The following is a 20,896-nucleotide window of genomic DNA, read 5'->3' as shown; positions in this document are numbered from 1 at the left end:
CTTTCTAAACCGACTCATTTGTCACTATCTTAAATGTATGCATTTTATCATTTATCTTCTCAAATAAAACGTCTTGGTTCAAAAAGTGCTTTGGCTGACCAAAGAAATCTCCAAATGATTCTTTTATCCCACTAACTATATCATCAAACGATACATATTTGTAATCGTATAGACCAATCAATGGTATATCAAGACTTTTTGTACTCTTGAAGCAGTATTTAATTTCGTCGTGCGGTGTTAAAACAATTGAACCATGTTGCAATATGTAATCTTGGGTTCGTGTTTGAGCACTTCCAACAACTTTTGTTCCATTCAAGGCTATTTCATAAGCCGAAGGCGTTTGGAAACAAACGTGACTCGCAGTTTTTTTCTTCCCTTCAACCATTTCAACAGGATATCCAACTTTTCTTAATCCTTTAACTAGTAATTCTGACAAAAAATTGTATAGTTCCAAAACTGTCGTGTTAAATAACTCATGATTTTTTGGAATAATAACAGAGTAAGTAATTTCATCCCAATGCAAAACAGCCCTTCCACCAGATGGTCTTCTCACAATGTCAAAATTTTTCGCCGTTATATATTCAAAATCTAAATCATCGGTTTTTTGGTGCTTTCCCAACGATAAAGTTGGATTTTTCCATGTGTAAAAACGTAAAATCACATCATCGGCTAACTCTCCCAATGCCACGTCGTAAGCCATATTTGTCGCACCGTCAAAACCGTAAGTCTCAATTATATACACCTTATCACCTCAAGTATCCTGAAAGCTTTATTTAGCCTTTTTGATTAATAGAAAAACAGGATTCGTAACTATAACAATTATAACCTTAATTACATACTGAGACAATATCATTCCCCAGAGTCCTTTATAAACACCTAAAAACGCAACGTAGGTAAATACTAATGTATCGAAAAATTGTGCGATGCCAACTGAAACAAGATTTGCAGTAAGCGGACTTTTAAATAAGCCTTTGTTAAAAACATAATGGTTAATTAATTGCGATGTCCCATAAGCTGATAAACTCGCTATCGTAAAGCGCCAATTCATTCCAAGAATTATCTTGTACGCTTCTCCTCTTTCAGTGTTAGCGGAAGGCATGAACAAACCTAATATTATCAACAAACTTGCGGTTATTTGTGCAAGAAAACCCATATATATAAGCTGTTTTGAGTACTTTTTGTCTACGCTTTCTGAAACCATATTTGAAATAATAAACGTAAAAGTATAGCTTATAATAGAGGCCGGGAAGACAAATAAACCTATTTTAACAACTTTAGATGCTATAACGTTTGAAATAACAATACCAGTGATAAAAAGGGTCGTAAATGTCATGAGTTTCTTCTCTACTTGATTCATAAACTTTTTAAATACCTCCTTTGTCAATCTATATATCCTAATTTTTCTGAAAATAAAAATGCAAATTATTATACTTCATACGTTTTATAAAGGAAATTTTTTAAACCAAAAATTACCACAATCGTTACATGGACGTAACCATAAAAAACCGATTTATTGTATATAATATTGTCCGTAATACTGACGTATTTTGTTCACTTAAGTAAACATGATTATATAAATGGAATAATCGTGTTTATTTAAATGCACAAAAACAAATCTCTATCTTTTACCAAATATCTCATAAATAAACAATAATCAAAATTTAAATGGGGAGGGATTAACATGAAAAGTTTGGGTAGACATATTATCGCAGAATTTTACGATTGTGACAAGGAAATGCTCGATAATATTGACGCAATCGAGTTTCATATGAAACAAGCAGCTTACGAAACTGGTGCGACAATAGTTAATTCTTCTTTCCACCGGTTCCTCCCCTACGGAGTAAGCGGTGTGGTAGTAATAAGTGAGTCACATCTTACGATCCACACATGGCCAGAGTACGGTTACGCAGCGGTTGACTTGTTCACATGTGGTGACCATGTCGACCCATGGAAAGCTTTTTCTTACTTAAAGAAGATATTCAAGTCGCAAAGGGCACATGTCGTTGAGCACCTTAGAGGAAAATACGATGAAGTCGGAATTCCTGAAAACGCACCACATAAAGCTGTTGAAGCAGAAATGGCAGAAATATTCTAATGTTTTTATAGTTTAAAAACTTCGAAAAGGAGGTGCTCTGAATGGCTGATAAAGGACTCGAAAAAGAATTAAAACCCGGTAGACATATGTTGTATATGGAATGGTATTCGAAAGATCCCGGTGGATTATTCATGAAAGTTAATAGATATTTGTACTCAGCCCAGAGTCAGTATCAAAGAATAGATATATTTGAAGCACCATTTTATGGAAGAGTGTTTTCACTAGATGGTATTACAATGACAACGGAAATCGATGAATTCATGTACCATGAAATGCTCGTTCACGTACCAATGTTTATGCATCCAAATCCAAAGAAAGTCCTTGTTATCGGTGGCGGTGACGGTGGAAGCATAAGAGAAGTTTTAAAACACCCATCCGTTGAAAAAGCGGTAATGTGTGAGATTGACGAACTTGTTGTAAGAGCTGCTATGGAATATCTCCCATACACCGCATCAAAGTTAACAGACCCAAGAGTAGAGCTTGTTTACGAAGACGGTGCGAAGTTCGTAAGGCAATTTAAAAACGAGTTTGACGTTATTATAATTGACTCAACCGACCCAACAGCAGGGGAAGGTGGGCACCTATTCACGCTTGACTTTTACAAGGCATGTAACGAAGCTTTGAAAGAAGATGGTATTTTGTGTGCTCAAACTGAAGGCATGACATACGACTACGAATGGGGTTCAACTGCTTACAAAAGAATTAAGGCAAACTTCCCGCTTGTAAAGATGTACCTTGGCTTTATGCCAACGTATCCCGGAGGTATTTGGTCTTACACTTACGCTTCAAAAGCAGGAATTGACCCAGTTAAAGATTTCAATCCAGATAAAGTAAAAAATTTCAGAGAACCGTTAAGATATTACAATGAAGAAATACACATAGCTGCATTTGCACTTCCGAATTTCGTAAAAAAATACATAGAAGAATAAAAAATTAACAAAACGGCAGGTTATCCCTGCCGTTTTTTATGCTAAAATATAACTATAATTAAACAAGAGAACTAGTTAAAGTATGTTGAGGTGAAATCATGAAAATTGGAAGTAAGATAAAACGCCTAAGATTAGCAAGGGGATACACACAAGAAGAATTGGCCGATAGATGTGATTTATCACGAAGTTTTATATCACAGTTAGAGAGCGATAAAGTTTCACCATCTGTTGAAACATTAGAACGGGTCTTAAGGGTATTAGGTACAGATTTAAAGCACTTCTTTAGCGATGAACAGAAGAAAATTATCTTCAAAAAAAATGAAAGGGTACCTATGTACGAATTACCAAAAGGTGTAAAAATTGATATTCTAATGGATGGAATAGAAGACAAAGAAATAGATGCAAAAATTGTTGAGCTTGAACCAGGTTCACAAACAGAACAAGAAGATTATCACGACGGTGATGAGTTCGGGTATGTTATCGAGGGCTCTGTAGAAATTTATATCGATGGAAAAAAATACAGGGCAAATGAAGGAGATTGTTTTTACTACTCGGCAGATTGTATCCACTATCTCAGAAACCCAGGGAAGGAAAAAGCAAAAATACTTTGGATCCAAACAATATGAAAAAAACATGGAAATAGATTTTTTACACAAATATTAAAAAAATTAATTTTCACATTTTTTCTTTAAAGCTTCGTATTCTTCCTTTAACTTATCATACTCTTCTTTTGAAACAAAACCTGTTGATTTAATAAGTTCTATTATATCCTTTTTCATATTTTCTTCAAATTCATTAAAATGCTTGATTACAGCATTTCCTAGTTCTTTTGCAATATCTGCAGGCAATACCCCTTGATTTACAAGATCAAGAAGTATTTCAATAAAGTCGTCTGTATTTCCTTTAAAAATTTTAATAAAACCCTGGATTAATCTTTCTATCATTTCCTTTTTTAGGCTACAAAAAATCTTACCTTTTATTCTTGCTTTCAAAAAAATCTCCTGGGTAATATCATTACCCAGGCTATCGATGATTTTTACCGTCTCCCCTTCTTTAACAAAATTTGCAACATCATTTAAAGTGATAAATTTTTTCATATTCGTATCATATAATTTTCTGTTCTTATATTTTTCTATTATCCTCACTGTATTCCTCCAAAAATCTGGGAGGAGAACCCCCCAGGAAGATTAATAACTAGCTTTTATCCCAAGCATTAGTAAATTTTTATCATTATCACCTAATTTATTGTATAATCCTCTTGCAAAAAGTGATGTGTAATCATCAAAATTATATAAACCTTCGTACATAACATCAAATTCCTCAGATTCTACATTCAAGTCCATTGTTTCCAATTTGATATTCTGCACCAAAAACATCTTCAAAAATACTCGGTACTTTTTCTTCTATTTCAACTTCTCCTAAACCTTCAACTGGTAATTTAAATGTACTCCTATTTTCAGTCTCAAAAGCTGTGTAGTTATGAACTATAAGACTAGAAGATGGTACTTGATAAACAAGCGATAATGAAGTCGTGTAAACAAACGGCCATTTGAGATGAACACCATCTTCTAAAATTTTATCAACAATTAAATATTTTGCTTTCTGATATGTTACTAAAACTCCGTAATCAAGCCACAACACATTTCCATACCAATTTAAGGCATACGCGAATTGGTCAATAACTTTTTGATTTTCGAAAACAATGTGTGAGTTGTTATTTTTCATTGAAGCTAAAATCAACATTTTTGTTTCATCATTTAAATTTGATTTTACGGTATAGACATACGAAGATGGTGTTGAAGAAGGTAAATTTTCAAATGTTGAAAAGACATATAAACCAAAAGTTCCATCGTTTATCATATAAGAATACCTTAATCCTGTAATAGGAAGCTTTTCAAATTCTAAATATCTTCCAATTTTTATGTTACAAGTAAAGTATCAACTTTGTTAATTATTATGCAATGCATAATAACATCCATCGAATAATGAAAAAATTATTTGTTAATTAGATTTATCGCTTTACGATAAATTACGATAGTATTTATTAATGTCTCAATGTGTAATCTGTGCTTTTAACATCCTTTTATTTTCATCGATTGCTTTAATCTATATGTAAAATATTCTATTTCAAATTTTGGTTAAGGCTTTTTTCAAAATAAAACAGACTAAAAATACGCATTAATTAAATGATTTAAATTATTAGCTTCATTGAATAACTTTGGTGTAATTTAATTTGTTTTTTAACTTTTTCCAATATTTGAAAAAGATTTTTTGAGTGATAAAATAGGTTTGTAAACAAAAATCTAAGGTTGTGGGGTGATGATTATGGAAGGGAAAAGAATTAGAGTTCTTATCGCAAAGCCCGGACTGGACGGGCATGATAGAGGTGCTAAAGTTGTGGCAAGAGGTCTAAGAGATGCTGGTATGGAAGTTATTTACACTGGGTTAAGACAAACTCCAGAGGAGATTATAAGAGCAGCTATGCAAGAAGACGTCGATATTATAGGCTTATCTATCCTTTCTGGCGCACATATGAGCGTATGTAAAAAAGTTCTCGAATTGATGGAAAAATACGATTTCCATGTTCCAGTATTTGTTGGAGGAATCATACCAGCCGATGATGCCGAAGAACTCTTGAAAATGGGAATTAAAGCTGTCTTTGGCCCAGGAACTCCAATTTCAGAAGTTGTAGAAAAAATTAACGAGGTCGTTAAGCAAGGTGTAGAGCAAGCATGAAAAAATTTTCCAAAGAGTCGGAAATCTTATTAAAGCTCACCGATAAAATCATCGAAAAGGATCAATTTGCCCTTTCAAGGGCTATAACTATGGTTGAGAATAATCCGGAGTTAGTCTTTGAAATTGAAAAAAATTTTAAAGATATTCTTTTAGAGAAGAATGGAATAACACATATCATTGGAATAACCGGTAGTCCAGGAGCTGGAAAAAGTACATTGACAGATTCTTATGTTACAAGGATAAGAAAAGATGGAAAGAGCGTAGGTATAATAGCAATTGACCCTTCAAGCCCATTTACTGGTGGTGCACTGTTGGGTGATAGGATAAGGATGAAAAGGCATTTTACAGATAATGACGTATTTATAAGAAGCATGGGGAGTCGAGGTAATGTTGGAGGTCTAAACGACTCAATTTTTGGTGTGATTACACTCTATAAGTTATTTGGATTCGATTATATAATAATTGAAACTGTCGGTGCTGGTCAGAGCGAAATAGATATTGCTTATGTAGCAGACACTGTTGTACTAGTTCTTTCGCCCGGAAGCGGTGATGAAATTCAACTTATGAAAGCTGGAATAATGGAAATAGGCGATATATTTGTCATAAACAAAGCCGATCTTGAAGGCGCAGAAATACTAAAAATAAACCTAGAAACAATATTATCTTATTCAGATAGCAAAAAGCCTATAGTTATGTGCGTAGCAACTTCAGGAAAAGGAATTGATGAACTTTACAATGAAATTCAAAATCACCGTGAATTTTTATATCAGAGTGGTGAAATTTCTTTAAGAGCTCAAAGAAGAATCAAGAAGCATGTGGAAACTATATTGAATAAAAAAATATCCAAGTTGCTTGATAAGTACAGCGTTGATGGAAAGAATGTCTTAGAATTAGTTGATTTTGTAATTGGAAAAATATGTGATAAAGAGGAATGAACCAAGATTATGAGCACGAAAAGCCCATCAAAATTATTTATAAATATAGTTGGCATTGGAAAAGTTTCCAGCTCTATAGCAAGACAATTAAAGGGAAAAACAAAATTTGGGCATATTCTTTCAAGAGATAGAGCAAAAGCCGAACAACTTGCTAAAGAGTTAGACGGTATACCAGTTACTTACGATGATGATTTTCTATTGGATGGTATCGTACTTTTTGGAGTAAATGATTCAGTATTACCTTATATACAACAAAAATTGGAGAGAAAAGTCAATAATATAATAGCGGTACATTTCAGTGGGTTTCATTCATCCGCAATATTTCCTGAAGAATGGTCCCCTGTTTCTATGCATCCTAATTGCTCAGTTGCAGATGAATATTACTCTTTTAAAGACGTTTTATTTGGGATAGAAGGTTCCGAAAAAGGCTTAGAAATAGCGAAGAAAATTGTAAAATTAGTCGGAGGAAAGTATGTAACAATTTCAACACATGACAAAGCTTTATATCATCTTGCGGCGGTTATATCGAGCAACTTTCCTATGGCACTTGCGTATTTGTCCTTAAAAATATACGAAGATATAGGAATAGATAATGAAAACGCTAGAAAAATAATATCAACACTGATGGAATCGGTCAGTAAAAATATATCAAAGTATGATTTAAAAGATGCTTTAACTGGACCTGTTAAGAGAAAAGATTGGAAAGTGGTAGAAGAAGAAGGAAAGGTTTTTAAAGAGTTTTTCAAAGAAAAGTACGGGATAAACGAGGATTTATACCAACAATTTGTAAAAATTCTTCGAAAAATTGTACTTTAAACCCTTTGAGTATTCTATATGAAAAAGTGCCAATAATGGCACTTTTTTGTTTTATGCGAACTACTGTGATTTATAGAAGATGTAACTTCACCTTTCAAAATATTGTAATTCGCAAACAAACTCATAATTACTTTATAGAAAATAGATTCCTCTTTACTAATTATACGATAAAAAGCGGACAAACTTTTTAGGTTTGTCCGCTTTTTATCAAATTAATTTTTTATTTATTATCCTAACTCAACAAGCGCTTGGCCAGTATCTACGTTGTCTCCTTCTTTAACAAGTATTTTCCTCACAACCCCAGGTTTATCTGCAACTATCTCATTTTCCATCTTCATCGCTTCAAGGATGACAACTTTCTGACCGTACTCAACTTTTTGACCTTCGCTAACAAGCACTTTCAAAATGACACCAGACATTGGAGCTACAATTTTTACTCCAGACGATGTAGATGACACTTGTGTTTGTTTACTTTCCTCTTGAACCGGTTGAACTGTTTTAACCGCTTGGACTGGTTGTGTTGATTGTTGTGTTTGCACTGTTTGGACAGGTTGAGAAGCTTGCGCTTGCTGAGTAACGCTTTGAACAGATGCCTGAGTTTGCATTCCTAATTCTTCAACTTCCACAACATACTCCTTACCATTAACTCGAACAACAAATTTTCTCACCATTTATTTCCACCTCTCCAACCATATGTTCTCCATTCATTCCATCCTCTTTTTCCTTTTTTCTCAACTATACGTTGCACTGGTTTTATGGATTTAACAACAACATTTTCTCCAAAAAGAGAATATATCGCAGCAAAAACCGCCGCTATTTCTTCCTCGTTTTCAATCCCTTGCGTCATATTTGTAACTGAGATACTCGCTGTAGAATTTTCCACGATAACCGCATTTTCAACATTAGGTTTGGAAGACTGTTGATTTTCTTTCGGCATTTTAACTTTTTTGTTTTGACTAATGCCTATAATTTCCATTAATTTAAAAACTCCATACAAGATAACGAAAACTGCAAAGACAGTGACTACACCAACAATAGTTATTGTTAATTCAATTGGATTATTCACACAACCACCTCTTTTGAATTAATTACTACTTACAAATTACAAAGGTATATTTCCATGTTTTTTGTTGGGTCTTGGTTCTACTTTCGTTGAACCATATTCAAGAGCCTTTTCTATCCATGTTCTTGTTTCACGTGGATCAATTACCGCATCTATGTATCCCCTTGATGCAGCTACATATGGATTGGCAAACAGTTGTCTATACTCTTCTATTTTTTGTTTTCTTGTTTCCTCTGGATTTTCTGATGCATCTATGTCTTTTTTGAAGATTATGTTTGCAGCACCATCCGGCCCCATAACAGCAATTTCAGCTGTTGGCCACGCAGCAACAAAATCTGCTCCAAGGTGTTTACTTCCCATAGCTATATATGCTCCTCCGTACGCCTTTCTTAGAATGATTGTAATCTTTGGAACGGTTGCTTCACTGTATGCGTAAAGTAACTTGGCACCGTGTCTTATTATTCCACCATGCTCTTGTTTTACCCCAGGAAGGTAACCAGGTGTATCAACAAATGTGACTATTGGTATATTAAAGGCATCCAAGAATCTTATGAACCTTGCCGCTTTATCAGAAGAGTCAATGTCCAATACTCCAGCTAGATAATTTGGTTGGTTCGCAACAATACCTACAGATCTTCCGCCGATTCTTGCAAAACCAACTACAATACTTTTCGCAAAATGTTCGTGAACTTCAAAGAATGTACCTTCATCAACTATCTTTTTTATAACATCTCGAACGTCGAACCCCTTCTTGGAATCAACAGGTACTAATGTATGTATATCAGATATATCTGGAATACTGAAATTATCCTCGGGCAATGGTTCTTCCATATTATTCTGTGGTATATAGGATAAGAGCTTTCTAACCATTTCTATTGCTTGTTTGTCATCTGACGCCAAGAAGTGAGCGTTTCCACTCTTAGAGTTGTGTACAAATGAACCCCCCAAATCTTCTTTTGAGATGTCTTCGCCGGTCACTGCCTTTATAACGTTTGGTCCTGTGATAAACATCTGAGCAGTTTTATCAACCATCACGACGAAGTCCGTGATAGCCGGAGAATAAACTGCTCCACCTGCACATGGCCCCGCGATAACTGTTATCTGAGGGATGACACCTGATGCAAGTGTGTTTCTATAGAAAATCTCACCGTACCCGTAAAGTGAGTCAACGCCCTCTTGTATTCTTGCACCACCCGAGTCATTTATACCAACGAGTGGAATCCCAAGTTTCATCGCCATATCCATTATTTTCACAATCTTTTTCGCGTGCATTTCACCAAGCGAGCCACCCATGACCGTAAAATCTTGTGAAAATGCGGCAACAGGCCTGCCATTTACTTTACCAATTCCTGTTATAACACCATCGGCAGGCAATTTCATTTTGTCCAGCCCAAATTGTGTGTTTCTATGCTTCACGAATTTATCTATCTCTTCAAATGTACCTGGATCGAATAATAATTCTAATCTTTCTCTTGCTGTAAGTTTTCCTTCCGCGTGTTGCTTGTCTATTTTGTCCTGTCCGCCGCCAATTTCAACTTCCTTTTCTAAATCTTTCAATTTCTGTATAAGTTCGTCCATTTACGGATTCACTCCCCTCGAAGATATTTTATTTATGTGAATACAATTAATGTTCACCTTCTACCAATTCAATAAGTACTCCGCCTGTTGTCTTTGGGTGAAGGAATAAAACTTTTGTACCTCCAGCACCTTTTTTAGGTTCTTCAGAAAGTGGCTGTAATCCGTTTTCTTTTGCAAGTCTGACTGCCTCTTCTATCCCATGAACATTGAAAGCTAAATGGTGAATTCCTTCGCCTTTCTTTTCCAAAAATCCTGACACTTCAGAATTTTCGTTCATCGGTTCAAGCAATTCAATCCTAGTGTCTCCAACCTTTATGAAATACACCCTTAAGCCTCTTTCTGGAAGTTCTTCAATTTCGGTAACCTCCAAACCAAGAAAATCCTGATATAATTTTAATTTTTCCTTAGCGTCTCTTACAGCTATACCTATGTGGTCGATCCTATTAGTGTGCATAAATCCACCCCCAAAGCAAGCAATATAATTTTCTTTATAAGTCTCTATATTGATATTCTAATTCTTTTTTGAAACTTAATCAAATCCATCCAAGAACTTTTGCGGTCCTTCTCATGAAACTTTCAAGTGCTTTCTTTCCAACTTCCGTTTTTGCATATATTTCCATAAATTCCGATGGTTGATACTTTATAGCCTTAACATTTCCTACCGTCACACACGTTTCCGTGTAAGGTTCGTCAATCAATGCTTCTAAGCCAAACACACATATATCTTCATCGAACATCATTACTTCATAACTACTAACTTTTATTTTCACTTTTCCAGATTTTAAAACATAAACATATTCACCTTTTTCACCTTTTTGTATAATCATTTGATTATCTTTGAATTCAAGCGTTTCCACGCAAAATCACCTCAATAACTTTTGCAATTTTTTCATACCTTCGCCATAGTATATTACCTTCATCTTCGTATACAGTTTTCAATATTTTGGTCGCTTCATAACAATAATCAAGTTTTTGAGAGTAATTTATTAAAACTTTCTTTAACAAAGCTTTTGTGAGGTATCTATCATTTAGTAAAAGATAAACTTTTGAAGCTGTTTCTATTAAAAGTCTTGGCCCGCTCTCGTCATCTGGAAATTTCTCAATAAATCTGCGGACTAAGTTAACTTTCGTTATTATCTTATCATCTTCAAGCTGTTCTATTTGTTTTAGGGCTTCTTGAACATCATCCGGAAGTTCGCCTGCCGCAAGTGTGAGTAATTGCTCAATTTGATTAAGGTAATCATCCAATTCAATATTTTCAAAATTAAAATCGCTTAAAACCATGTTGTCAATATCGATGGATGTTTCATCTATTAGTTTCCTAAGTTCGACAATCTTTTTTACTATATTTAAATATTCACTTTCAAAGTCTATTTCTACAATTTCACTTTCTTCGATTGCAACTATATCTTCCTCTAATGGAATCGAAAGTAAATATTCCATTAATGCTATATAATCTCCACTAACAAGATCGTGGTACGTATTTTGCCTTGTTTCACGTACGGTCCCAGAAATTACCTTAAAAAGCTTTTTCGGAATTTCTCCGCTTTTGAGTATCACACCTTCTATTTTCACCAGATACTCCTCCCAATTTGCTAACCCATCATCTCTTTATTTTCAACTTGGGCTTTTTCTTATCGCTATCTTTGCTTTCTTCGGCAATTAATCTGAACTCGTCATGCACAGTGCTGACCTTTGCAAGTTCTTTCTTACTTTCTTCTTCAGCTTTGTTGTCAACACGTCTCAAGTTGAGTAAGTACGAAACTGAAAGTTCGTATGTCCGCATCATCATGTCATTAAACATATCGTATGTTTCTTTCTTAAACTCGAGAACAGGATCTTTTTGACCGTAACTTCTAAGTCTAATAGATTCTTTTACATGCTCAACTTCTTCTAAATACTGCCTCCAATTTTCATCTATTATCCTAAGTACTATAAATTTGGCAACATGCTCAAAATCCTCACCAAATTCTTCTTTTTTCAATCTGTAAGCCTTTGTGATTTGTTCAATTATATCCTGCTTCAGCTTTTCTTTATCATCTATTTTAGTATCTATTTTTACAAAATCTTTTATAACTGCAAATGAGTTTTTCAAACCTTCCCAATCCCATTCCACGCCAGAACAAAACTCTTCAATTCTTGCTTCAACAAAATTATCGATAGCTTCACTTATAAAGTCATCGACATCGCGTTCAAGTATATTGTCTCTGTAACCATATATAGCTCTTCTTTGAGTATCAAGAACGCTATCAAGTTCAAGAAGGTACTTTCTTACGGAGAAGTTTATACCTTCAACTTTTTTCTGTACTTGTTCAATGAGTTTCGTTAATAGTGGATGATATATCGGTTGGCCTGGTTCTATCTTGACCATATCCATTACTTTTTGTATTCTGTCGCCACCAAATATTCTCATTAAATCGTCTTCAACCGAAAGGAAGAATATTGACTCGCCAGGATCCCCTTGTCTTCCAGACCTACCTCTAAGTTGGTTATCGATTCTTCTACTTTCATGGCGTTCAGTACCTATTATCAAAAGTCCACCTAACTCTTTTACACCAGGTCCTAATTTAATATCCGTACCACGTCCCGCCATGTTTGTCGCTATCGTTACCATACCTTTCTGGCCAGCTTGCGCAACAATCTGCGCTTCTTTTTCGTGGTATTTCGCGTTTAGAACTTGATGGGGTATACCTTCCTTTTTAAGCATTTCGCTGAGTTTTTCACTCTTTTCTATGGAAGTTGTACCTACCAAGACAGGTTGACCCTTTTCATGCCTTTTCTTTATCTCTTCAACTATCGCTTTGTATTTCTCTTCAACTGATCTGTAAATCAAATCGTCATGGTCAATTCTTATCATTGGCTTGTGAGTCGGTATTACCACAACATCCATACCGTAAATTGCTTTGAATTCTTGTTCTTCAGTCTTTGCCGTACCGGTCATACCAGCAAGTTTTTCATACATTCTAAAATAATTTTGATACGTTATCGTAGCATACGTAATACTCTCTTCCTTAATTGGAACTCCTTCTTTTGCTTCTATAGCCTGATGTAAACCTCCACTGTAACGCCTTCCAGGAAGAACACGCCCTGTGAATTCATCGACGATTAAAACTTGTCCGTTGTGAACTATATAATCGACGTCCTTTTTGAAAAGATGAATCGCTTTCAATGAGTTTGTTATATGATATATACTATTCACATTCGCTGGGTCATATAGGTTATCAACGCCAAGGAGCTTTTCCAAATATTCAATGCCTTCGTCTGTAAGTAATACTGTTCGATGCTCTTCATCAACCTTGAAGTGTTTGTCTTTTTCTAATCTTTTTGCTATTTGGTAAAAATGTTTGTAGACAGATGCATTGTTTTTTGATGGGCCGCTTATAATCAATGGGGTCCTTGCTTCGTCTATTAAGATGCTGTCCACTTCATCAACAATTGCGTAAAAATGCCCCATCTGAACTTTATCATCAAGTGAGACAACAAGGTTATCTCTAAGGTAATCAAATCCAAATTCCGAATTTGTTCCATATGTAACATCACATCTGTAAGCTTCCTTTTTACTTACCTCAATTATATCAACCTCAAAAGCTTCGACTGCTTTTTTAACTTTCATCTCGTCTGATAAAAATTCTCCATCGTAATCGTCAGGCCAGACACAGTAATTTTCTTTTAACCCTTTTTCAGCTAATTCAGGATTTTTCCATACAACTTCGTAAGCTTTTCCAGTTGTATTTATTATCCCCACCCTTAAACCAAGGGCAAGATAAATAGGACCCATCCACATAGCATCTCTTTTAGCAAGATAGTCGTTCACCGTAACAACGTGGATATTCCTGTTCATAAGTGAATTTAAAACTATTGGGGCGGTCGCGACCAAAGTTTTTCCTTCTCCAGTCTTCATTTCAGCTATTTTTCCTTTATGCAAAACAATACCGCCGATAAGTTGAACATCGAAATGCCTCATTCCAACTGTTCTTCTTGCGGTTTCGCGCACATAAGCAAATACTTGTTCCAAATGTTCATCTAATTCTTCAATATTTTCCAGTTTGCCTTTGTACTGTAAAATATAACTCTTCATTTCTTCAAAACTTGTTTTTCTTGCCTTTTCATCTAATTGATTTATTCTTTCAACGATTTTCCTCGCTTTCCTTATTTCTATCTCGTTTTTATCAAATATTTTCTTTAAGTTTCCAAGCACTTATCAATCACTCCCAAGTTTTCAATTTTTAATTAATTTAATTACAAACAAATGACTTGCCAAACCTTACAAGTCGCAATTATATTGTATCATAAAAAAGAAAAAAGGTCACCCGTCAAGGATGACCGAAGCACTAGCTTTATATCAGAAATCTATGCCTTCGAGGAGCATACTATTTAACTCATTCAATATTTCATGAGGAGCAATAAGTTCCCCTCCAACTTTACTCAGTAATCTAATTTTTGTTCCAGGCTTTACAAGTTTTGAAACTTCGCTTGCATACTGCCCGAGGTTCATCTCTGCGACAAGCACATTTTGCACATTCGATAATTTTTTCCTTATTTTCTCAATTGGTATGGGCCAAATAGTAATTGGCCTAAGCAAACCAACTTTTATACCATCATTTCTTGCCATTAATACCGCTTCCTTAGCTGACCTTGCAACTGAACCATACGCTATTATAACAGTTTCCGCATCGTCCATCATGAATTCTTCGCATTCTGCTATCTTATCTATGTGTAGTTTAATTTTATTAACAAGCCTTCTTATTAATTTTTCAGCTGTTTCCATAGTTGCCATTGGAAATCCTGACTCGTCGTGTACCAACCCAGAGACATGGAACTTCGCCTTTCCCATCTCAACCAAAGACGGTGGCAAACTTTCCGCATATTCAGTTTCAGAGAAAGGAACGAATATTTCTTCTTCTTCCAATTCTTTCGATGAGATACGTTCAAAAATTTCGATTTCGCTGTCTGGTGGTAGAATAAAATTCTCGTACATATGCCCTAATACTTCGTCCATCAACAATATTACAGGAGTTCTGTATTCTTCAGCCAAATTGAACGCCTTGATTGTATATTTGTAAACTTCTTCAACAGTCGAAGGATAGAGTGCGATTATCGCATGGTCACCGTGTGTTCCCCATCTTGCTTGCATTATATCTCCTTGGGACGGTTTCGTAGGCATACCTGTTGATGGTCCACCACGCATAACATTAACAAAAACCGTCGGGGTTTCTGTCATAATTGCGTAACCTATCGCTTCTTGCATCAAACTAAATCCCGGACCGCTTGTCGCCGTCATAGACTTCACACCTGCAAGCGAGGCGCCAATAATTGCAGCGGCACTTGCAATCTCATCTTCCATTTGGATAAAAACTCCTCCAACTTTTGGAAGTTCACGTGCCATCGTTTCCGCAATTTCCGAAGAAGGTGTAATTGGGTAACCTGCGTAAAATCTGCAACCTGCTTTTATTGCTCCATAAGCACAAGCTTCATTGCCTTGCCAAAAGACCATTCTTGGATTCTTAGGCATTTTCAACACCAGCCTTTTCGTTCTTTACTTCTTCCATAGGAGTTACTTCAACTATATTTATAACAAAATCTGGACATAGATTTTCACACATTAAACAACCTATACATGTGCTGTGATCTGGTACAGCTGGTTTATTTAAATCTCCTCTTACAATTGTCTTTGTCGGGCATACATTATAGCATATTCCACATGCTTTACACCACTCGTATTTAATTTCCACTCTAAATTGCTTTTTTGCCATGGTTCAACCTCCTTTAAATAATTTTTACTATCCAAATATTGCTAAAAAGACGCCTGCAGCAACTGCTGATCCAATAACTCCGGCTACGTTTGGAGACATCGCATGCATAAGTATGAAGTTTGTTGGATCTTCTTCTTGAGCAATTTTCTGAGCAACTCTTGCACTATCGGGAACAGCTGAAACTCCAGCAGCGCCAATTAATGGGTTTATTTTATCTTTCATAAATAAATTCATTAATTTTGCAAACAGTATCCCTGAAGCAAGAGCGGAAACAAACGCAAAAGCTCCCATTCCAAAGACCAGAAGAGATTGAGGTTTTAAGAATATATCAGCTCTTGCAGATGCACCCACTGACAAACAAAGAAGTATTGTCGTTGTGTCTAATATATACTTGCTTGCCGCTTCAACAAGTCTTTTGACATTACCAACTTCTCTAAGAAGATTACCAAACATAAGAGGCCCAACAAGTGTTAAAGATTGAGGAACGAGTAATGCTGTTACAAGGGTTGTTATAAGTGAAAACAATATCTTTTCCGTTTTAGAAACCTTTCTTGGTGGTTTCATGCGAATCAACCTTTCTTTTTTCGTTGTAAGCAACTTAGACACCGGTGGTTGTAAAATAGGAATTAAAGCTATATAAGAATACGCGGCGATAGCTATTATAGAAAGTAATTCTGGCGCAAACTTTGTTGCAACATATATCGATGTAGGACCATCCGCTCCTCCGATTATACCAATGGATGCAGCCTGTTTAAAAGTAAATCCAAATGCTCTTGCGAGTATGAATGTCACAAATATACCGATTTGAGCAGCACCACCAAGAAATATGGTTATCGGATAGGATATCATGAAAGAAAAGTCAGTAAGAGCGCCTATTCCTAAAAATATAAGAGGTGGGTAAACACCCCAATCTAGTCCTTTTTTTATGTAATACATAAATCCACCAGGTATAAATCTCCCATCTGGGAAAGTTTGCGGAGGATTTAATATGCCCGTCGCAAGTGGTGGGATGTTCGAAAGAACTATTCCAAATGCGATTGGTATAAGCAAAAGCGGTTCAGCATCTTTTTTGACAGCCACATAAATCAAAACACCAGCTATAAGAAGCATAAAGATATTACCAAAAGTCATCTGAGAGAATGCCATTTTCTGAAAAAACAATAAGAATTGTTCTAGCAAACCAATCCCTCCATATTCTATTATTTAACTTTTAACTTGTCTTTCAATTTTATAGTATACTCTTACCTAAAACTTTTTCAACTGATAAATAGCAGAATAAAGTAAAGGATAATATAGCTATAAATTGTCATTTATATTTATTCAAAATTGATAGGCTTTAAAATACCATCTTTCATAAGAAATTCACCCCGAGATATAACGGAAACAACTTCCCAATCTCTGAGAAAAACTATATCAGCATCGAAATCTTTTGCTATTCTACCTTTTTTGCTAAAATTGAAAACTTTGGCAGTATTCACCGTTGCAATTTTTAATGTTTCGTCAAGTTTTATACCTCTTTCAACAACTTTTTTGATTGTGTACAACAAAGCTCCGACACTTCCCACTCCTAAACCCACAAAATTGCCATTTTTATCAAACTTTGGTAAACTACCTTGTCCATCCGAAGAGATAGTTACATTTTCGATTAAGTTATTATCAAAAGATTGAATAATAGCATCTACTGTGTTGAAACCAAATTCGCTATTTTCTTCAGGTTGTAGTGCTGTTAAATCAATCACTCCTCCCAATTTAGCAAATTCTAGACCTTGCTCGAACAATTTCTTACCCCTTGAGATATGCGTTGGGTAAATGTGTTTTATTGGAATTTCCGTTCTTTTAACTATCTCAAATAAAATCTCAATACCTCTTTCACCATTACCAACATGGAAATTGACAATTCCTGGTTTTTTAGCAATCATTCCACCAACTCTTGCATCAGCAACGATCTTTACTATTTCTTCAAAAGTCGGTTGCGAGGACCTATGATCTGAGATGGCTATCTCTCCAACACCTATAACTTTATCTATCAAAATTATGTCTTTTTGAATGCTTCCAGTGAACGTAACTGGTGGAACGCTGTAAGATCCTGTGTATATGTAGGTGCTTATACCAATTTCTTCCATAGCTTTTGCCTTTGCGTATAAATTTTCCAAACTCCTTGTTATTCCATCTGTGCCAAGGCATCCAATAGCCGTCGTAACACCATTCTTTATACAATCCGAAATCCTAAGTTCAGGCGTTCTTGTTGAAAAACCACCTTCCCCCCCTCCACCTGTTATATGCACATGCGGATCTATCAATCCGGGAATTGCTATTAAACCTGTGGCATCATAAATTTCTAAATCAAACAATGGAAAATTTATATTTTCTTCAATTGTAATTATCGTTTTCCCAGCAATCAATATATCACGTTTTCCGATATATTCCGGCGCGTATATACAAGCATTCTTTATGAGTTTAAAGAATTTTTCCACAGTTACCTCACACCTCACTTGCTCATCTTTTTCATTTTTCAATACTTCCATCCAATGTTATTCTAAAACCTTTCCTCTTTAGCTCTTCGATAACATGCTCAACGTTAACATCGATTAAATTCGATATGTCTTTTGCGGTTATTTTTACCTTGGAAAATAATTCCTGAAAATAACTTATTGCCCAATCTATGCGTTTAATAGGATTAGGTATGTTTTTAATTTTGATTAAGCTCTTCACCTGTTTTATTCTTTTCAGTTGAGATTTGCATATTCTGAGTATGAAATTAGGATTCGTTTGAAGTGACTTTTCTATACTTTCACAGTTTATAGGTATAATCGAAGCTGGGGATATCGAGTAAAGCGTTACCATACGTGTTTTTGTATCTAAAAGCGCGCCTTCTCCAACAAATTCTCCAGGTTGAACAATTGATAAAAGAACTTCTTTGTTCTCGTAAAGTTTCACAGCTTTTAAGTAGCCTTTTACGACCAAATACCCCTCTTGTGCTACATCTCCCTCAAGTGTAACTATAGTGTACGGAGGTATATACAAACCAGCTTTCATAAACATTTCTAGTATATCCTGATTTTGCCCACCTCTTAAAAATGTGTGTAAATAAAAGTACGAAAGATGTTCAGCGTAATCTTTGGGATTTAATCTTCTGAAATGAAGTTCAGCATGCTCGGGATCTAATATCACGCTAAGTAATGTGTACAAAACCATGATTTCTTTTTTCAAATCTTCCGAAACAACTTCTGGAAGAATTTTAACAAGTACATCAAATGCTTCTTTATAGTATCCGCCTGCGTAAAATCTTTTTGCACTTAAAACATCTTGAAATACTTTATCGTCCAATTTATATGAATTTGGATGTACTCTTTTAAAATATCTAAGTCTGTCAGGTCCAACATATTCTGGCAATTTCTGACATTCAGCAAGTTCCGAATCGGCTATCAATAATCTCTTTGAGATTGATGATATCGCGCTTTTTAGAATTTTTAAGTATTCTTTTGATTGAAATACCTCTTGCGGTTCAAAAACATAAAACATCGCTTCGGGAGAAGATACTGTAATTTTTTCTTCTGAAAGCATAGAAAACCAAGACCATTCGCCAAACGTTCCACTGTTTAGGTTTACTTCTTTTTTGTGAACTTTAACAGAAACCTCTCCTTCTAGAAGATAGTAAAATTTTCGAGGTATTTCATCGTAATCATACAGAACACTTCCTTTGGGGTATGTGACAATATCCATTTTTTTCACTCCCTAAAAATCAAAAAAATCAGCAGTTGGTAAGGAACCAACTGCTGATTTGAGGTTTTAAATAATCGCAAATTTCTTTCCAACTTTTTCAAATTTATCGAGAGCGAAGTCCAAATCTTCCTTTGTATGTACCGCGCTTATCATTACTCTTATCCTTGCTTTACCTTTCGGTACTGTTGGATAACCTATCGATTGTGCGAATATTCCCTCTTCGAATAGTTCTCTACTAAATTGACTCGCAACTTTGGCATCGTACAACATAACGGGAGTAATAGGTGTCTGACTTACGCCTAGGTCAAACCCAAGTTTTTTCATCTCACTCTTAAAGTAATTTGCATTATCCCACAATCTTTTAACTCTCTCATCACTTTCTTGGAGTATCTTTACTGCCTCGAGACATGCCGCAACATCCGCTGGTGTCAATCCTGTACTGAACAAAAATGGTCTCGCTTTCTGTTTTAAGTACCTTATGAGTGTTTCTTTACCTGCAATATATCCACCAAGCACACCAAACGCTTTTGAAAGCGTACCAATTTCCATGTCCACCCTTCCATGTAATCCGAAATGATCGACTATACCTCTTCCTCCTCTACCTAATACCCCTTCGCCATGCGCGTCGTCAACCATAACTGCCGCTTCGTATTTTTCGGCAAGTTCAACGATTTCTGGAAGCGGGGCAATATCACCATCCATACTGAAAACACCATCAGTTATTATCAATATTCTTCTTGCCTTTTGAACATCTCTTGCCTCTTTCAACCTTGCCTCAAGTTCATTCATATCGTTGTGCTTATAAACGTACCTTTTGGCTTTTGAGAGCCTAACACCATCAATTATACTTGCGTGGTTCAGTTCATCTGAAATAATTGCATCGTTCTCATCGCCAAACACCGTTGGTATAGCTGCTTGGTTCGCTATAAAACCGGATTGTAGGAATATCGTCGCATCTGCTCCTTTAAATTCCGCTAGCGCTTTTTCAAGTTCTTCGTGGATTTTCATTGTACCTGCAATTGTTCTAACTGCTCCTGGACCGACGCCCCATTCATCAATAGCTTTTTTTGCAGCTTGTTTTAATCTTTCATCGCTTGCAAAACCAAGATAATTATTTGAACACAAGTTAAGTACCCTTTTACCATTAACAACTATCCATGCTCCCTGTGGTGATTCAAGTGTCCTAATGTTAATATACAGACCTTCATTTTTCAAATTTTCCATTTCATCTTCTAAAATTTTATAATTAAACATCTTTGTTCACCTCC

General features: G+C 35.4%; 24 protein-coding genes. 6 read left to right on the top strand and 18 right to left on the bottom strand.

Going from position 1 to position 20,896, the window contains the following annotated elements; genetic code table 11:
• Nucleotides 1-4: 4 nt before the first annotated feature.
• On the bottom strand, nt 5-742 hold the full coding sequence (locus FNOD_RS06955) for a lipoate--protein ligase family protein (RefSeq protein ID WP_011994485.1): 738 nt from the start codon (nt 740-742) through the stop codon (nt 5-7).
• Nucleotides 743-769: 27 nt separating this feature from the next.
• On the bottom strand, nt 770-1,357 hold the full coding sequence (locus tag FNOD_RS06950; protein ID WP_041256958.1) for a queuosine precursor transporter: 588 nt from the start codon (nt 1,355-1,357) through the stop codon (nt 770-772).
• A gap of 324 nt (nt 1,358-1,681) precedes the next feature.
• Between FNOD_RS06950 and speD the strand changes: the two genes are divergently transcribed.
• The 3 genes from speD (at nt 1,682) to FNOD_RS06935 (ending at nt 3,650) form a co-directional block, all read left to right on the top strand.
• Complete coding sequence (gene speD / locus FNOD_RS06945; RefSeq protein ID WP_011994483.1) at nt 1,682-2,095, top strand: adenosylmethionine decarboxylase; 414 nt, start codon at nt 1,682-1,684, stop codon at nt 2,093-2,095.
• A gap of 41 nt (nt 2,096-2,136) precedes the next feature.
• Nucleotides 2,137-3,024, top strand: coding sequence for a polyamine aminopropyltransferase (gene speE, locus FNOD_RS06940; RefSeq protein WP_011994482.1), 888 nt, complete (start codon nt 2,137-2,139; stop codon nt 3,022-3,024).
• Between the two features lie 98 nt (nt 3,025-3,122).
• Nucleotides 3,123-3,650, top strand: coding sequence for a helix-turn-helix domain-containing protein (locus FNOD_RS06935; protein ID WP_011994481.1), 528 nt, complete (start codon nt 3,123-3,125; stop codon nt 3,648-3,650).
• Between the two features lie 42 nt (nt 3,651-3,692).
• Here FNOD_RS06935 and FNOD_RS06930 read toward each other — a convergent pair whose 3' ends face one another.
• The 3 genes from FNOD_RS06930 to FNOD_RS06925 are packed head-to-tail and all read right to left on the bottom strand — an operon-like array spanning nt 3,693 to nt 4,884.
• Nucleotides 3,693-4,169 carry a polyhydroxyalkanoate synthesis regulator DNA-binding domain-containing protein gene (locus FNOD_RS06930; protein WP_011994480.1) on the bottom strand — a complete coding sequence of 159 codons (477 nt, stop codon included), beginning with the start codon at nt 4,167-4,169 and terminating at the stop codon, nt 3,693-3,695.
• A 42-nt stretch (nt 4,170-4,211) separates the two neighbouring features.
• Entirely contained in the window at nt 4,212-4,361 is a 150-nt protein-coding gene (locus FNOD_RS09855; protein WP_238374575.1) for a hypothetical protein, read from the bottom strand.
• Nucleotides 4,345-4,884, bottom strand: a complete 540-nt coding sequence (locus FNOD_RS06925) for a hypothetical protein (protein WP_011994479.1) — start codon at nt 4,882-4,884, stop codon at nt 4,345-4,347. The genes FNOD_RS09855 and FNOD_RS06925 overlap by 17 nt, the downstream gene beginning before the upstream one ends.
• 465 nt (nt 4,885-5,349) lie before the next feature.
• On the opposite strand from FNOD_RS06925, the gene FNOD_RS06920 reads away from it, so the two are divergent.
• Genes FNOD_RS06920 through FNOD_RS06910 form a run of 3 tightly spaced genes read left to right on the top strand, consistent with a single transcriptional unit; the run spans nt 5,350 to nt 7,511 of the window.
• Nucleotides 5,350-5,760 carry a cobalamin B12-binding domain-containing protein gene (locus FNOD_RS06920; RefSeq protein WP_011994478.1) on the top strand — a complete coding sequence of 137 codons (411 nt, stop codon included), beginning with the start codon at nt 5,350-5,352 and terminating at the stop codon, nt 5,758-5,760.
• Nucleotides 5,757-6,695: a methylmalonyl Co-A mutase-associated GTPase MeaB gene (gene meaB / locus FNOD_RS06915; RefSeq protein WP_011994477.1), complete on the top strand. Its 939-nt coding sequence runs from the start codon at nt 5,757-5,759 to the stop codon at nt 6,693-6,695. The genes FNOD_RS06920 and meaB overlap by 4 nt, the downstream gene beginning before the upstream one ends.
• 9 nt (nt 6,696-6,704) lie before the next feature.
• Nucleotides 6,705-7,511 (top strand): Rossmann-like and DUF2520 domain-containing protein, encoded by an 807-nt coding sequence (locus FNOD_RS06910; protein ID WP_011994476.1) that lies wholly within the window; start codon nt 6,705-6,707, stop codon nt 7,509-7,511.
• 227 nt (nt 7,512-7,738) lie between these two features.
• Here FNOD_RS06910 and FNOD_RS06905 read toward each other — a convergent pair whose 3' ends face one another.
• From FNOD_RS06905 to FNOD_RS06845, 13 genes are all read right to left on the bottom strand, one after another.
• Complete coding sequence (locus FNOD_RS06905) at nt 7,739-8,182, bottom strand: biotin/lipoyl-containing protein (RefSeq protein WP_011994475.1); 444 nt, start codon at nt 8,180-8,182, stop codon at nt 7,739-7,741.
• On the bottom strand, nt 8,176-8,577 hold the full coding sequence (locus FNOD_RS06900) for an OadG family protein (protein WP_011994474.1): 402 nt from the start codon (nt 8,575-8,577) through the stop codon (nt 8,176-8,178). The genes FNOD_RS06905 and FNOD_RS06900 overlap by 7 nt, the downstream gene beginning before the upstream one ends.
• 36 nt (nt 8,578-8,613) lie before the next feature.
• Complete coding sequence (locus FNOD_RS06895; protein ID WP_011994473.1) at nt 8,614-10,152, bottom strand: acyl-CoA carboxylase subunit beta; 1,539 nt, start codon at nt 10,150-10,152, stop codon at nt 8,614-8,616.
• Nucleotides 10,153-10,198: 46 nt separating this feature from the next.
• Nucleotides 10,199-10,606, bottom strand: a complete 408-nt coding sequence (gene mce, locus FNOD_RS06890; RefSeq protein WP_011994472.1) for a methylmalonyl-CoA epimerase — start codon at nt 10,604-10,606, stop codon at nt 10,199-10,201.
• A 79-nt stretch (nt 10,607-10,685) separates the two neighbouring features.
• Nucleotides 10,686-11,009 carry a cyclic nucleotide-binding domain-containing protein gene (locus tag FNOD_RS06885; RefSeq protein ID WP_011994471.1) on the bottom strand — a complete coding sequence of 108 codons (324 nt, stop codon included), beginning with the start codon at nt 11,007-11,009 and terminating at the stop codon, nt 10,686-10,688.
• A complete protein-coding gene (locus FNOD_RS06880) occupies nt 10,996-11,727 on the bottom strand; it encodes a cyclic nucleotide-binding domain-containing protein (protein ID WP_011994470.1) in 732 nt (243 codons plus the stop codon). Before FNOD_RS06880 ends, FNOD_RS06885 begins: the two co-directional genes overlap by 14 nt.
• 28 nt (nt 11,728-11,755) lie before the next feature.
• Complete coding sequence (gene secA, locus FNOD_RS06875; RefSeq protein ID WP_011994469.1) at nt 11,756-14,350, bottom strand: preprotein translocase subunit SecA; 2,595 nt, start codon at nt 14,348-14,350, stop codon at nt 11,756-11,758.
• 144 nt (nt 14,351-14,494) lie between these two features.
• The gene (locus tag FNOD_RS06870) at nt 14,495-15,664 is read right to left on the bottom strand and encodes a 2-oxoacid:acceptor oxidoreductase subunit alpha (protein WP_011994468.1); all 1,170 of its coding nucleotides are present in this window, start codon (nt 15,662-15,664) and stop codon (nt 14,495-14,497) included.
• The gene (locus FNOD_RS06865) at nt 15,657-15,905 is read right to left on the bottom strand and encodes an indolepyruvate ferredoxin oxidoreductase subunit alpha (RefSeq protein ID WP_011994467.1); all 249 of its coding nucleotides are present in this window, start codon (nt 15,903-15,905) and stop codon (nt 15,657-15,659) included. Before FNOD_RS06865 ends, FNOD_RS06870 begins: the two co-directional genes overlap by 8 nt.
• Before the next feature lie 27 nt (nt 15,906-15,932).
• Complete coding sequence (locus tag FNOD_RS06860; RefSeq protein ID WP_011994466.1) at nt 15,933-17,084, bottom strand: sodium ion-translocating decarboxylase subunit beta; 1,152 nt, start codon at nt 17,082-17,084, stop codon at nt 15,933-15,935.
• A gap of 137 nt (nt 17,085-17,221) precedes the next feature.
• Entirely contained in the window at nt 17,222-18,379 is a 1,158-nt protein-coding gene (iadA, locus tag FNOD_RS06855; protein WP_041257201.1) for a beta-aspartyl-peptidase, read from the bottom strand.
• 31 nt (nt 18,380-18,410) lie between these two features.
• The gene (locus tag FNOD_RS06850; RefSeq protein ID WP_011994464.1) at nt 18,411-19,628 is read right to left on the bottom strand and encodes a cyclic nucleotide-binding domain-containing protein; all 1,218 of its coding nucleotides are present in this window, start codon (nt 19,626-19,628) and stop codon (nt 18,411-18,413) included.
• A 66-nt stretch (nt 19,629-19,694) separates the two neighbouring features.
• Nucleotides 19,695-20,882 (bottom strand): glycine C-acetyltransferase, encoded by a 1,188-nt coding sequence (locus FNOD_RS06845; RefSeq protein ID WP_011994463.1) that lies wholly within the window; start codon nt 20,880-20,882, stop codon nt 19,695-19,697.
• Between the last annotated feature and the right edge of the window lie 14 nt (nt 20,883-20,896).

It is taken from the genome of Fervidobacterium nodosum Rt17-B1 (assembly GCF_000017545.1).
GTDB lineage: Bacteria > Thermotogota > Thermotogae > Thermotogales > Fervidobacteriaceae > Fervidobacterium > Fervidobacterium nodosum.
The sequence above is the reverse complement of the archived record's forward strand: the minus strand, read 5'-3'. Positions and strand labels throughout refer to the sequence as shown.